Source organism: Enterococcus malodoratus, assembly GCF_027659535.1.
GTDB classification, from domain to species: Bacteria; Bacillota; Bacilli; order Lactobacillales; family Enterococcaceae; genus Enterococcus_A; species Enterococcus_A malodoratus.
On the sequence record NZ_JAQDPG010000001.1, the window covers coordinates 1 to 15128 of the forward strand.

Annotated in this window: 12 protein-coding genes; 9 read left to right on the forward strand and 3 right to left on the reverse strand. The window is 40.7% G+C overall.

The features are described 5' to 3' along the window. Window positions 1-181: 181 nt before the first annotated feature. Window positions 182-1159, forward strand: a complete 978-nt coding sequence (locus PGP85_RS00005; RefSeq protein WP_010741730.1) for a hypothetical protein — start codon at window positions 182-184, stop codon at window positions 1157-1159. A gap of 18 nt (window positions 1160-1177) precedes the next feature. On the opposite strand, the gene PGP85_RS00010 is transcribed toward PGP85_RS00005, so the two are convergent. Continuing rightward, entirely contained in the window at window positions 1178-2143 is a 966-nt protein-coding gene (locus PGP85_RS00010) for a response regulator transcription factor (protein WP_010741731.1), read from the reverse strand. A 273-nt stretch (window positions 2144-2416) separates the two neighbouring features. On the opposite strand from PGP85_RS00010, the gene ptcA reads away from it, so the two are divergent. The 6 genes from ptcA (at window position 2417) to PGP85_RS00040 (ending at window position 8418) form a co-directional block, all read left to right on the forward strand. Beyond that, window positions 2417-3436 (forward strand): putrescine carbamoyltransferase, encoded by a 1020-nt coding sequence (gene ptcA / locus PGP85_RS00015; RefSeq protein WP_010741732.1) that lies wholly within the window; start codon window positions 2417-2419, stop codon window positions 3434-3436. A 118-nt stretch (window positions 3437-3554) separates the two neighbouring features. Continuing rightward, on the forward strand, window positions 3555-4946 hold the full coding sequence (locus PGP85_RS00020) for an APC family permease (protein ID WP_270325491.1): 1392 nt from the start codon (window positions 3555-3557) through the stop codon (window positions 4944-4946). Next, window positions 4930-6027 carry an agmatine deiminase gene (gene aguA / locus PGP85_RS00025; protein WP_010741734.1) on the forward strand — a complete coding sequence of 366 codons (1098 nt, stop codon included), beginning with the start codon at window positions 4930-4932 and terminating at the stop codon, window positions 6025-6027. Before PGP85_RS00020 ends, aguA begins: the two co-directional genes overlap by 17 nt. A gap of 9 nt (window positions 6028-6036) precedes the next feature. Next, window positions 6037-6966 (forward strand): carbamate kinase, encoded by a 930-nt coding sequence (gene arcC / locus PGP85_RS00030; protein ID WP_010741735.1) that lies wholly within the window; start codon window positions 6037-6039, stop codon window positions 6964-6966. Between the two features lie 99 nt (window positions 6967-7065). Next, window positions 7066-7734, forward strand: a complete 669-nt coding sequence (locus tag PGP85_RS00035; protein WP_010741736.1) for a CPBP family intramembrane glutamic endopeptidase — start codon at window positions 7066-7068, stop codon at window positions 7732-7734. 18 nt (window positions 7735-7752) lie between these two features. After that, complete coding sequence (locus PGP85_RS00040) at window positions 7753-8418, forward strand: CPBP family intramembrane glutamic endopeptidase (protein ID WP_010741737.1); 666 nt, start codon at window positions 7753-7755, stop codon at window positions 8416-8418. 67 nt (window positions 8419-8485) lie between these two features. On the opposite strand, the gene PGP85_RS00045 is transcribed toward PGP85_RS00040, so the two are convergent. Together PGP85_RS00045 and PGP85_RS00050 are read right to left on the reverse strand one after the other, a co-directional pair. Beyond that, window positions 8486-8917, reverse strand: coding sequence for a hypothetical protein (locus PGP85_RS00045; RefSeq protein WP_010741738.1), 432 nt, complete (start codon window positions 8915-8917; stop codon window positions 8486-8488). A gap of 74 nt (window positions 8918-8991) precedes the next feature. Beyond that, window positions 8992-11556: a transglycosylase domain-containing protein gene (locus tag PGP85_RS00050; protein ID WP_010741739.1), complete on the reverse strand. Its 2565-nt coding sequence runs from the start codon at window positions 11554-11556 to the stop codon at window positions 8992-8994. Window positions 11557-11737: 181 nt separating this feature from the next. On the opposite strand from PGP85_RS00050, the gene PGP85_RS00055 reads away from it, so the two are divergent. Then, on the forward strand, window positions 11738-12688 hold the full coding sequence (locus PGP85_RS00055) for a hypothetical protein (protein WP_010741740.1): 951 nt from the start codon (window positions 11738-11740) through the stop codon (window positions 12686-12688). Between the two features lie 522 nt (window positions 12689-13210). Beyond that, a complete protein-coding gene (locus PGP85_RS00060) occupies window positions 13211-15049 on the forward strand; it encodes a fibronectin type III domain-containing protein (protein ID WP_010741741.1) in 1839 nt (612 codons plus the stop codon). Window positions 15050-15128 lie beyond the last annotated feature (79 nt).

Sequence of the window (15128 nt, forward strand, 5' to 3'; positions counted from 1 at the left end):
AACGAATAAGGATGCCAGTTCAACTTTTGGCAGTTCGTTCAGTGATAAGCTCAAAAAAAAGGTTGAAGTAAATAAAAGTGACCGATACTAGTAGAATGGTATACGGCATGAGAATGAGAATAAAATCTATTTTTTGTTTTTTGAAAAATAGATACTTAAAAACGAATAAGGAGGAGCCGGTTTGAACAAAAAAACAATCGGTTGGGTGTTATTAGGACTGGTTGTGTTTGGCGCAGTAAGTTTTGCCAGCTACCACATCTATCAAGAAAAAGTGATCCAGTCAGAGAAAGAGAACAAGAAAGTCCTGAATGATCGTCTTACGGATCTTTATGAGGATCAAAAGTCGGGCTATTTTAAAGCGGATATCTCGGCGGAGGCTTTTGATGACTTAGCCTCTGAGGTGAAGAATCAACGGGGAGAAAGCCAAACATTAGAAGACATTGATCAAGCCAAAAAGAATTTTGAAATTCAAGTTGGGCTGAATGATCTGTTTGAAAGCGACGTATTAAACGGGTTAGACTTGTCTGCTCGCCCTATTTTAAAAGATCCTGAGGAGAACAAGATTAAGGCGTTGAAGGAAGAGTTGGGTGAAAGTCCTGCGAAGGATAAGGACTGGGGCCAAGATATCAGCATGCTTTTGGGCATAGCAGAGACACAATCAAAAGATTTCGCTAATGCTGAGAGTGATGTGACGAATTTAGTAAATAAAGGAACTAGTTTGACCTTAACCGACTATTTGGCAGGGGTTAAAACATTGGCGGTCTTGCCAGATGGTAAATTTAAAGGACAGTTGTTGGATAAATTGGCTCCGGTCAAAAACCAGCTAGCAAACGAAAATGATAGTTTTGCTTCACAGATTCAGCAGAGTGATGCTTCAATGGCAGCGGCAGAAAAGAGTTATCAGGAGCGCCAAGCCAAAGCATTATCAGAACGTAACAAAGAACTAACAGAGTTGAAAAAAGATTTAGCTGAAAAACAGGAGACATATGACTCCTATAAAGAGATATTGGATTCTATTGATAATAGTGAGAAGGACGAATCTTCCCGTAAAAAAGCGGAGTCTGATTCTCGTTCACGTGAATCGGATTCTTCACGATCATCTAGTTCATCAAGCTCTAGTTCATCTTCATCCGATGAACATCACCCAGATGACAATTAAAAAAAGAGCAACGATTTTTTATGAAAAATCGTTGCTCTTTTTTAATGTCATTTTTTCACTGGAGGAGGCTTGATAGTCTTCAAAAAGCGGAAAAATCTGTGTGCGCTTCTTGATATCAAGTTTAATAAAAATATTGTGTACGTGGGTCTTGACTGTTCCAAGAGAAAGGAAGAGCTGATCGGCGATTTCTTGATTGGTTCGATGGAACATCAGCAGTTCAAAAACTTCAGTTTCCCTTTGCGTGAATTGGTGAGCATGACAAAATCTTTGAATCATGATTGATTCTTCTTGCTCTTCAGGGCTTTCCTCTTCAGAAATTTGCCGCTCTTTTAAAAAGAAGTGGAAGAGCAGCAGGCAAACGGTAATAGAAAAAATGTCTTCAGAGATGCTCCGATTATATATTTTGGTCGTTAAAGAGCTGTATTGGTCAACATTGAAGATTACAAAGCTATCCTCTAGGACGATCAGAATACTAAACAGAAAATTGATGATCGCTAATTTTTTTAGATAGCCTTTATTTAAATCGGGCAACTCTTTTTTAGTTCCTCGCCAACAATAAAAGCCCAAATAAAGGAGAAAAATTTGATTTCCTAAATAATAGAGCCAAACTTTGAAGGCTGAATTTTCTAATAATGGAATAGAGACCATCCAAACGGCTAAAGCAATGAGCAGGCCATAGTGGAACGGTTTGAGTTTTTCTTTACGCAGTTCGGCAATGATGGAAGCGGAGAAGAAGGCATTTCCCATAAAGATGATGGTCTTAACCGCAGGGGCACTCATAAATGCTTGGTCATAACTTTGGGCAAAGGAATTGATGAATTCGGTCATATAAATAATGATGTTGTCAAAAATGAAGAAGGCTAGATAGAAACTGATCAGCAGAAACACTTTGTTTTTTTCTTTTAGATAGGAATTTATAGCAAACGCCATGGTGATGGAATAAAGAATGATCAAAAGAATATTGTAAACGAAGATAGCTATCATATTGAATCCCCTTTCATTTTAGAATCAAGATTCCTGTTTTTCACTCTAAGTATAACACCATTTATTCCCTCTTCGTTCCAAAATACGCTAAACTTTTCCCTAAACTTTTCTAAACCCTTGAAAAATAAAAGGTTTACATCTAAAAATAAACCATCTATGTAATGGTGAATTACGCAAATGATAGCGTTTACATCCTTTAGCTTATCGTAAACTAGAGCTTTTTATCCTAAGGTAAAGATGCAAAAGCAAACAAATTACTTAGGAGGCGTCAACATGACAAAAAGAGATTTCATTACAACAGAAAATTACACACGGGAGGAGATTCAATACATCGTCGATTTATCATTGAAAATCAAAGCTTCTATTAAGAACGGTTTTTATCCGCCATTATTAAAAGATAAAGTGTTAGGCATGATCTTCCAGCAATCTTCTACTAGAACACGGGTTTCATTTGAAACAGCGATGACGCAATTAGGCGGACACGCAGAATATTTGGCACCTGGTCAAATCCAATTAGGCGGACACGAAACAATTGAAGATACAAGTCGTGTACTATCTCGTTTAGTCGATATCTTGATGGCACGGGTTGAACGTCACCACAGTGTGTATGACTTATCCAACAACGCAACCATTCCAGTTATCAACGGCATGTCAGATTTTAACCATCCAACGCAAGAATTAGGCGATCTTTGTACAATGATCGAACATCTGCCGGAAGGCAAGAAAATCGAAGACTGTAAAGTTTCCTTCATTGGTGATGCGACACAAGTATGTTTCTCATTAGGTTTAGTCGCAACAAAAATGGGTATGGAATTTGTACAATTCGGTCCTGAAGGGTTCCAATTAAACGATGATCATCGTGCAAGATTAGATGCGATCTGTAAAGATTCAGGCGGTTCATATACGGTTTCTGATCAAATCGAATCAATCGAAGGCTCAGACTTTGTTTACACTGATGTTTGGTACGGATTGTATGAAGCCGAATTATCAGAGGAAGAACGCATGAGCACTTTCTATCCGAAATACCAAGTAAATGACGAATTGATGAAACGTGCCGGAGCCAATGCGAAATTCATGCACTGCCTGCCTGCAAGCCGTGGTGAAGAAGTAACAGATGAAGTAATGGATGGACCAAACTCGATTTGTTTCGATGAAGCAGAAAATCGTTTGACATCGATTCGCGGCCTATTAGTTTACTTGATGCACGATTATGCAGAGAAGAATCCAATCGATGAAAAGAAAAAAGCAGAAGCAAAAGCAGATTTGGAAGTCTTTTTAGGCAAAGCGCTATAGACCCCAGAGGTGAGGACGGAAATGATCTGCTGCAATAAAACCAATCAGGATTATTTCCATTCGGGGGTTGAGGCAATCCTCAATCCCTGTTTCCCTTGTACCGGAAAGGAAGAAAACAATGGGAGAAAAAAAGAAGAAGTTTAGTTTGATGAGTGCAATATTATCCGTTATCTGTGTCGTGTTCGTGGCAGAGGCAGCGGCGCCGGTTGCGGCGATTGGAAATTCACAATTTTTTTGGTGGATCTTCCTGCTGATCGCGTTCCTTTTGCCATACGGCTTAATGTCTTCAGAATTAGGCACAACATATATTGGCGATGGCGGGATCTATGACTGGGTGACACAGGCCTTTGGACATCGCTGGGGGTCACGTGTTTCGTGGTACTACTGGATCAATTATCCGTTATGGTTGGCTTCGCTGGCAGTTGTTTGTCCCGATCTGTTAACAACGATCACAGGGGTTGAATTCTCAACATTACCAGCTATTTTGATTGAATTAGTGTTTATTTGGGTAATTGTTTGGATCAGTTTTTATCCAGTCAGTGACAGTGTATGGATTCTAAATGGTGCGGCTGTCATTAAAATGATCTTGGCCATTTTGATCGGCGGATTAGGTGTTTACACCGCTGTTACGAAAGGTGTAGCTAATGAGTTTACCTTGTCATCGATGCTGCCAAGTTTAGATTTAAATAGTTTATCCTTTATTTCGGTTATCATTTTTAACTTATTAGGTTTCGAAGTTATTTGTACTTTCGCGGATGATATGGAAAATCCTAAGAAACAAATTCCACAATCGATCATTGTCGGCGGTATCGTAATCGCGGCAATCTACATCTTCTCAGCATTCGGGATCGGTGTAGCGATTCCAACGGATCAAATCAGTACCGGAAGCGGACTGATGGACAGCTTTAAACTATTGACTGGTTCAACTGGCGGCTGGTTTATTATCTTGATGGCGTTCTTGTTCTTGCTGACATTATTCGGCAACATGATTTCTTGGTCGCTTGGTGTGAACAATACGGCCTGCTATGCGGCTGAAAATGGCGATATGCCGAAATTTTTCGCAAAACGCGGCGGGAAATACGAAATGCCGATTGGGGCCGCGATTATGAATGGGATCGTTGCGACTGTCGTCGTAGTGATTGCGCCGATTTTACCAAATCAGGATTTATTCTGGGCGTTCTTCTCATTGAACCTAGTAATGTTCTTAATGTCTTATGTACCAGTATTCCCAGCTTTCTACAAATTAAGAAAAATCGATCCAGATACACCACGACCATTCAAAGTTGGCGGAAGCGATGCTTTCTTGAAAGTTTTGGTTGCGCTGCCAATGATTATGATCGTCATTTCATTGATCTTTACAGCATTACCGTTGCAGTTTGACCCTGCGACACTAAGTGAACAACTGCCGATCACGATCGGAGCTGTCGTCTTCACCGTATTTGGTGAAGGGATTATATGGGTGAAAAAAATCAAAAAAGAGGGAGTAATTTATCATGGCGAAAAGAATTGAAAAGACAACACCGAAACAAGACGGATTTAGAATGCCCGGCGAGTACGAACCACAAGAGAAAGTTTGGATGATTTGGCCTGAACGTCCAGATAACTGGCGCGATGGCGGGAAACCAGCACAAGAAGCTTTCACTGAGGTTGCTAAAGCGATCAGCAAATTTACACCAATGAATGTGGTAGTTTCACAACAACAATTCCAAAACTGTCGTCGTCAATTACCAGAAGATATCACTGTTTATGAAATGTCGAATGACGATGCTTGGATTCGCGATTGCGGCCCAAGTTTTGTGATCAATGATAAAGGCGAATTACGCGGAAATGACTGGGGCTTCAACGCTTGGGGCGGTCTTGTTGACGGATTGTATTTCCCATGGGATCAAGACGATTTAGTCGCACAGAAAATTTGTGAGATTGAACATGTAGATTCTTATCGCACGGATGATTTTATTTTAGAAGGCGGATCTTTCCACGTTGATGGAGAAGGCACTGTTTTAGTAACAGAAATGTGCTTGTTAAGTGAAGGGCGCAATCCTCACATGACAAAAGAAGAAATCGAACAAAAATTATGCGATTACTTGAATTGTGAAAAAGTCCTTTGGTTAGGCGATGGGATTGATCCAGAAGAAACGAATGGACACGTGGATGATGTGGCATGTTTCGTTCGACCTGGTGAGGTTGCATGTATCTATACAGAAGATAAAGACAGCCCATTCTATGAAGCGGCTCAAGATGCGTACAAACGTTTAAATGAAATGACGGATGCGAAAGGCCGTAAACTAAAAGTTCATAAAATTTGCTGCCCGATCGAAAATGTAACGATCGACGGCAACTTCAAGATCGACTACGTGGAAGGAACGATGCCGCGGGAAGATGGCGATATTTGTATCGCTTCATACATGAACTTCTTGATTACGAATAACGGTGTGATCGTTCCGCAATATGGCGATAAGAATGATGCATTAGCGCTTGAACAATTAGAAATGATTTTCCCAGATAGAGAAATTGTGGGTGTTAATACTGTAGAAATCGTCTACGGTGGCGGAAATATTCACTGTATCACACAACAACAACCACAAAGATAGGAGACGCTCATGTCAAAAATCGTTATCGCATTAGGCGGAAATGCTTTGGGCAATTCCGCGAATGAACAGTTAACTAAAGCCGAATTAGCGGCGAAATCAATTGCGGATTTAATTACTGCGGGGCATCATGTTGTGATCGCTCACGGAAATGGACCGCAAGTTGGGAAGATTCGTTTAGCGTTTGAAGAAACTAGCCAAACACCAGAAGATACCATGCCGTTTCCAGAGTGTACGGCAATGAGTCAAGGCTATATTGGGTATCACTTGCAGCAAGCCATTGATGAAGAATTGGTAGCCCGCGGCTTGGGGGATATCCCAGTTGTCTCGATGTTGACACAAGTCGTGGTTGATCCTGCTGATCCGGCATTTGCCAACCCAACGAAACCAATCGGCGGGTATTACAGCGAAGAAGAAGCGAAAAAATTGATGGCCGAAAGTGATGATGTATACGTAGAAGATGCAGGACGCGGCTGGCGACGGGTAGTGCCATCACCAAAACCGGTCGATATCTACGAAAAAATCAGTTTAAAAACCTTAGTCGATGCGGGGCAAGTCGTAATCGCCTGTGGTGGAGGAGGTATCCCGGTAATTTATGAAGGGACCCATTATAAAGGGGTCGATGCTGTAATCGATAAGGATTTTGCCGCAGCAAAAATGGCGGCACTGATCGATGCGGATGTCTTCATTATCTTAACGGCGGTTGATCATGTCTTTGTTAACTTTGGCACGCCAGAGCAAAAAGCCTTGGAAACAACAACGGTAGCGGATATGCAAAAATATATCGAAGAGAAACAATTCGCACCCGGCAGCATGCTGCCGAAAGTCGAGGCCGCAATGGATTTCGCTGAATCAAAGGCAGGCCGACAAGCCATCATTGCCTCATTGGAACAAGCGTCAGAAGCAGTTAAAGGCACTAGCGGAACAATCGTACAAATGTAATTGCGTATCCCCAGATATTTGGCAAAAAACCAAATATCTGGGGATTTTTGTGTTGTTTAAAGGAGTACAATAAAAGTAAAAAGGGAAGTGAAAGGAGTCATGAAAAATCAAACAGTTGAAAAGCTCTGGAATGTCATGATTTGTTTAGGATTGGGCGGCTTAGTTCTCTTGTTCTCTGTACTTTTTTCAATGTTTTTGTGGGCGGCTCAAGGAAACAATAGTCATAATTGCTCAGTCATCGAAATCTTTGCGATGTGTTTTTTCAGTCTGTTTGCTTCATTTGTGATGCTGCGGCTTTCCGAAAGTTTAAAGTTATTCTCTTTTGATTTGAAGTTTTTTTCAAAGAAAAATGGACGAATACTGTTTCTCTGTACGCTTTTAATGTTGACACTTTTATTTGCCGAAATAGTTCTCATGAATCAACACCTGATCAGTGATAAGACCATGAATCCACTTGCAGCTCAAGTTTTTACGAATGTACCGCCGCTGATCATGGTGCTCTTCTCCTTTGTTTTTGCCCCAATTATGGAAGAGGTCGTTTTTCGCGGTGGAATCATTGGTTTGGTTTTCAATGATCATTTGCTGTTAGGTGTCTGCATGTCCAGTCTGATTTATTGTTTGCTCGTGCGGCCGGAAAATATTTTTGATTGGCTGCTATGTTTTGCCACGAATGCTGTTTTGGGGATTTCCTATGCAAAAACAAAACGACTAGAGGTACCGATTATTATTAAAATGATTGCTGTTTTATTTATCGCACTATCTATTTAAGTTGTAGAAGGAGAAGGTATGAGAGAGAAAACAAGTGAAGGTTTATCGAATATTTTGACTATGTTGGTTTTGGCGGGAACCTATTTGCTGCTGTATACGGTGTTGATTTTTCTGATTCAGAGTTCTTATAATCCAGCAACAAAAGATTTTTCAGGCTCATCAAGTTTATTGATCTGTCTTTTCGGAGCGGGTAGTTCCATTGTATTATTACGGCAATTAAAAAAATCGGAGGTGCTATTATATAATCCAGCTTTTTCTGTGAAGAAAACGATCAGCGTCATTGTTTTGGGGTGTCTAGTGAAACTATTATTTATTTTAGGCATGGCTACACTTATAACAAAAAATAGTGAATCTATGGCTTCTAGTGAACAAACGCTCAGTCAAATGATGCAAGGCCTGCCCTTTGCAGTATCGATTTTTATTTTTTGCGTGTGCACGCCAATCATGGAGGAAGTTGTTTTTCGCGGAGGTATTATGAGCGTGGTCTTTAAGAATCGGCTCATTATAGGAATCATTGTTTCGAGTTTGATCTTTGCATCGTTTCACTTGCCGCAAAATCTTTTTGAATGGATTCTTTATATAGGTGCTGGTTTGATCCTAGGATTGTCCTATGGAAAAACGAATCAACTTTTCATACCGTTTGCGATTCATTTTTTTACCAATCTTTTCTCGAGCTATATCTAGAGTGAGTAAAAATATATCCCTTCATTGCGTCGAGAGGTTAGCGCAATGAAGGGATATGAATGATGAATTAGTCAATTTCTGCCAAAAGCTTTGCACTATCACGTTCAATCAAACTCCGCATACTTTCTTTGTATTGGCTCAAATCCAGGTTGGCCAACTTCGTTTTGATCGTTGGAACTAATTCCGGCTTCGCTTGGGCTAAATGAGCCAAGTAGGGGATACATTGGCGAACGACGGGTGCTTTTGAGTCATCTAGGACTGCCAGAATTTCTTCAAGATGGGTCTCAATAAATTTCTGTGAATCCCAGCGAGCATTGATCATAAAAAATTTGAAAGTGCGTCCGCGTCCGCAAGAACGGCTTGTGTTGAGTGCAGGCAAGAATGACGCTAAATCATCGGCATAAATAGGTGCGGTGCTGGCTTCGACTTCCAATTGCTTGAAAGCGGTCATCGCTTCTTTGGTATCTTTTGCAGTCAATAATTCGAATAAATCTTCCATATTTTCACTCCTCAATACTTAGTTGTTTTGTCCCATTTTCTATAGCAAAACAGTCGTCAATTGACGACTGTTTTTTAATCTTTTTCTTCAAGCTGCTTCTTCAGATCATTGATTCGTTTATCTAAATCTTTGCTTTGATTTTTCGTATCGTCGATTTGATCTTTGACCGTGTTTATTGCAGAATCGCGAGCGGCCTTTTCGTGAGCGTACTCGGCTTCTTTATTCCGATAAACATTGGTATATTGATCGGAAAGTGTACCGCCAGAAGGTTCGACCTGCTGAACTAAGGCGAAGACTTGCTGTGCATATTGGTCGAATGTCTGCCAATTGTCTTGCGTATCGGTCACGATGAGTTCGAATTGACTCAGCGTATCGATTCGTTCAGAGATCAATTGATTGCTGAAGGTAGAAGCTTCTTCCACCATCGGCGTGTTTAATTTCGCCGCAGTCAGCTCATTGGCTTTTTGCTTAGCTAATGTGTCAATGCTTGCCGTAGCTGTTTGCAAAGCATTTTTTCGCGTTGCCAAAACTTGTTTTGTTTGGCTGGAGCGGGTGACTAATTGTCCGCCGGCTTTTTGTACGGAAGACGGCATTTGGAAATCGACATCTTCTTTGCCGTTGTTTAACAGATCCATTGTTTGTTTGAATATTTCTTTGGTTGCTTGCCCGACACTGGCATTATCCTGCGGTTGCGGCGTGTCATCACCGGCCCAAACTGCCACCGTATAATACGGTGTGGCACCGACTGTCCACAAATCTTTCGCTTCATCAGTCGTCCCAGTTTTGACTGCCCAATATTGATTGTGAGCCAAACTTAAGCCCGCGGCGGTTCCGTCCGCATTTTGATGAACAGCCTTCATGGTATCAATTGTTAAATAAGCAGCATCATCGCTGTAAACCTTTTGCTGAGCCAGATCGTTTTGAGTGAAAATTTCCTGGCCATTATCTTTACGCTTGATGGTTTGAATGTTCAAAGGTGTTCGATAGTTCCCTTGATTCACTAAGGTAGCGATCCCGCTGGCCATTTCCTGCGTAGTTGCCCCATAAGTCATCCCGCCGACCGCGATGATTGGATTATCATCCGCAACATCTAGTCCGGTAAATTGCATTTGGGCCAAGGGCTGATAAATCGGCTCTTTCAATTCATCCCGATTCTCGCTAGCCAATTTGTACGCCACGACGTTAGATGAAATCGCCAAAGCATTGCGTAAGGTCAAATTGCCTTTTGATCCATTATAGACATTATTCGGATACGTATTGTTTGGCCGATCATCTGAGACGGCACTGGATTCTAATAAGCCGCGTTCATAAGCGGGAGCATAGGATACCAGCGGTTTGATCGCCGAACCGGGTTGTCGATAGGAAAGAAAGGCCCGATTATAGTGATTGCCTTCTTCGCCGCGACCGCCGACACTTGCGACAACATCGCCGGTTTGATTATCGATGACTGTTAAGGCTGCCTGTTTAGTATAGAAATTATTTTCGCCTCCGCGGTCTTGCCAAGAATTCATTACGTTGCTGAGAATTCCCTGCAATTGATCATGCAATCCAGGATCGATGTTCGTGCTGATCTGATACCCCCCAGAAAGGATTCGTTGATACACTTTGTTATAAGCGGTGGTGTATTCTTCGTTATAACGATCTTCTTCTTCTTTCGTATCAAACTGATATTGGAAACGGAAATCCTGTTGCCCCATCAAAATTTTGGTTGTTGAATCGACCGCTAAGGCCACTTCGTTGTTGTCTAATTGATTATTGAGAGCGTTGCTATGAACCTCGGCATTAAAATCATCCTTCACAGCTTTGTCATATTGTTCTTTCGTAATATATCCCTGCGCGTTCATTTCTTTTAGGATCAATTTGGCACGTTTTAACGCATTTTTTTTGTTGGTCGTTGGATCGAAAATCCCGGGATTATTGGTAATACCAACAAGGGTAGCCTTTTCTAGAAGACTCGTATCGTTGATCGATTTACCAAAATACACTTTGGCCGCGGCATTGATTCCGTAAGCTCCGTGACCGAAATAAACATTGTTCAAATAGTATTCTAAGATTTGATGTTTAGTGAATTTCTTTTCTAAAGATTGTGCCATAACCATTTCTTCGATTTTACGAGAGATCGAAACTTCTGGTGTCAGGTAAATATTTTTAACTAACTGCTGAGTGATAGTAGACGCTCCGCGGACGCCGCGTCCGGTAGCAGCATTCAGCGCCACAGTCAGTAATCCCTGGGTATCCACACCATGATGCTCATAAAATCGCTTATCTTCTATTGAAGTTAACGCCTGCGAAACCAACGGGTCCATCTTGTCATAAGTCAGATAGTCGCGTTCCTGCGTTTTAAGCTCCTTGATGACTTGACCATTTTTATCTAAAATCGTCGTTGGATGGTATTGCTTGAAGTCGCTCTCTTGTATTTTTGCGGCATGTTCTTCACCCGCATCAATCGCTGCTGTCACTTCTTTGCCATATTTTTGGAAGAAGAAAATAGAACCTGCAATTACAAGTAAAAGGATAGCCGCAAGAATACTTAGAGAGATTTTGGTAGACTTCGCCAATTTTCCTCTGGGTGTTTTGACTCGCGAAACTTTTTCCTTATTTTCTTTTTTTCTTTGATGTCGTTCTTGTCTCTTTGCCATTATCGCCTGTCCTTATAAAATCATTTCTTCTAGTGTAATAGAAAATCATCAGAATAACTATCATATTCATATTTTTCCAAGAAAAAATTTAGATTATTTCATAAAAATAGGCAGATATTCACTAGAAATACTTGACGCTCGCTTAATTAGTCGCCACAATAAGGAGGAGACGAGGTGACCTATGAACACATCAAAAAAATGGTTGATCTTTTGGGGCGTGCTGGCGGCTTTATTTGTCGGGACTTTCGGCATCGTTTTAAGCGGGAATTTTCCCCAATTCACGATTCCCTTCAGCGTTTTCGCTAGTGATGATAAAGGCAAGAAAAAAGAAGAATTGCCAAAATTAAAGACACTAGCTTTAAGAGATGTCAATGATCAAACATTATTGGAAGAACAAACTGAAAAAACAGAGGCCTTAAACAAGGCATTTGCGGACAATAACAGCTTTTCCAGTTCCCAAGCGATGGCAGAGGCGATCGAAAAAATATACGGCTCTGCTAAAGACAGTAAAAATATTTTTAATCTCTATCGAAAAATCTATCCGATGATCAGTTCAGATGAGAGTGGTTTTGTCAGTGTGAATCTGATTGGTTTTGGCCAACGGCTAGTGAATGACCAGCCGATGATGACTCAACGGCAAGTCTGGAGCTTCACGGATACGGGTGGGACAAGACATGATTACACTATAAGCTTGCGGTTTAATGACAAAGAGTTGAATGAATTGAAGGCTGAAGATGGCAGCGACGTGAAATCTGTAATTACAAAGGATGATACGTACCTTGATAAATCAGCCGATTTCGAGACGGCTTGGACAGAATTAGTTCGTCGAGGCACGGATACCCAATTGTATCGCCAAATGAAGAAGGCCGGGATGGATAGTAACCAAACGGAGTTCAAGGCGTTGGAAAAAAGTATCAATATGACAGATCCAAGCGGGTTCTTTGAACTATTCAAGGATACTCGGGGAGATATAGCACACGCATATCTATCTGGTTTTTATCATACAAATACACCGAATGATGGACAGTCGGATTATTATTTCCGTGTGCCAACGTCAGAAAAGGCTGTTGCGGAGTTTGTCGTTGTTTATGACCGTCTGCAGCAAAAGATTGTATCAATCAATCGACAATAAAGGATTAGTAAAAATAATAATTATATAAGAAAAGGATCATCAACTTTTTGATGATCTTTTTTTTGTTCAAAAATTGATCGGGTATTAAAAAAAGGCCGCTTGGTTTATAATGTATCGTGGATTTTCGCAGAAGATACTGCCAATTAATTTATTAAAAAAATTATAAAATATATGGTATTTAGCAAATTCTTTTTGTCATAATCCAAATATATTTTTTATTTTTTGATGAAATATGGATATATATCACAATAATTGTTATATTCGATGTAACAGGAAAATACCTGTAAGATCACATTTCTTAGAGGCGGGGAAAGATTGAGAGAGCAATTCCTGTAATCAGACATACCGATGTGTATGTACGTGATGGGGGGTGGTATATGGGACGCTACTTCTGTTTTTGGCCAAAAACAATCTCCAAAAATAAACGACTACTATCTTTCGAGGTAGTAGTCTCAATAATTAGGGTAGGTTTATTTGTTGTGCATTTTTTGCACTTGGGTGAGAGCAGAAAAGGAGAAAGAAATGAAAAGAAAGAGTTTAATGAAAAAGTTAAAAGGGATCATGTCGTTGGTAACGTTATTGATCATGACTGTTTCTTCGTTAGGGGTGCCAGCTGAAGTATTTGCGGCAAATGACAATGTACCAGGAAATCTGACGGTTAAGCATGATGAAAATCATCAAACAACAGAGCTTCGGTTTGATAAAGTAGAAAATGCTGAAAGTTACAAAGTTTATCGGTCGGAAACGGAAGATGGAAAGTTTGAACATATTCAAACGTTGAAGGGCGACGAAACATATTCACTTGATCCGTACACAGAACTCAAAACAGACGGCACAATCAAGGCTGATTTTCTTTACTACTATAAAGTCTCAGCTGTTGTCGAGGGTAAGGAACAAGATGCAGCTGGACCAATAGCCAATCAAGATGTTGTTACAAAAACAAGTGAAGCGCCAACAGTTCCAACAGCAGCAAGCGAAGCGGCTACTGAGGAAACAACGGAAGAAGCAGCTGAAGAAGCAGCCGAAGAAGCGGCGGCCGTGCAAACTTATGGGTCATCGAAACATAAAACAGGATGCGATGGCAAACATAGCGGCCGTACTTGTAACAATAATTCTGGCAAACATGATGAACATTGCGACAAGAACCATAAGAACGGCAGAAGATGCAACTCGAACAACTGGAAACATGGCGACAACTGTGATAAAAACCACAGCGGCAAAAACTGTAACGAAAACAAATGGCAGCATGGTTCAGATTGTGATGAAAAACATAGTGGTCATGGTTGTAACCATAACTGGAAACACCATGAAGACTGCGACAAAAAACATAGCGGCAAACATTGCAACCAAAACAACTACAAAGAAAAATGGGATGCAGTGAAGAATGTTTGTGTGACTGAAACACAACACCATTGGTTAAAACTTAGCTGGGAATCAAAAGGCAGCAATGCTGAATATAAGATTTTCCGTGCAACCAACAAATGTAACGATTACAATTCTGGAAACTTCAAAGAAATCGCTACAGTAACTGGAAAAACAACGTATAACGATATCAAGTTGAACCACAACACCACGTATTGCTACAAAGTGATGGTGAAACGTCCAAAAGTTTGTCCATATACGATTGAAACAGTTGGCAGTTCAAACATCGGCAAATTTACTACTTGCGGAACAACATTGAACCCAAGTATTAAAGCAGCGGCTGTTTCTGAAAGAGCCATCAAAGTAACATGGACAAATACGAAGAGTGATAATGCGTCAACACGCTACGCAACTAGCTACACATTGTACCGCAGCACAACGAACAACATTAACAACGCGACTGCGATCAATGTGAACGGTAAACAAGACGGTTCAGAAATGTCATACACTGACGATTGCTTGAACCAATGTACAACTTATTATTACTGGGTGAAGGCAAATTATGGTCAATGGAGTAGCTGGGTTAGTCCTCAATGGGGACCAAGCTGTGCCACAACACTTAAGAAAAAGGAAATTGGTAAAGGATTGAATGGCTGTATTAAAAATGTTCTTAAATGCGGCTGTATTCCAACTCGTTACTATGGAGCACAAATTTTCTTAGGTACTCAAAATCCAAATTCATTAGACTACACGAAAGTGCGTGTTTACCGCAGAACTAGCAGTGGTGGTTACGGCTCTGCCTACAAGACTATTGATGTTCGTTATGCGAGATATATGAACGGCGCTTTTGGAAAAGGATATTATCTTGATTACTCGTTAAGTCAAGTTTGCCTATCAAGAGGAACCTATTACTTCGCGATTCAAGCAGTTGGTTCAGATTGCGGAAAAGAAATCACCGGACCAATGAAAGAAATCGGCTGTGTTACTGTGAGATGGTAAATAGATAAAACGTGTATCAATTTAGGGTCGGGGGTTAAAAAGTGTTTTAAGTAGGAAAGAAATCCGTTTTTGGTGAACT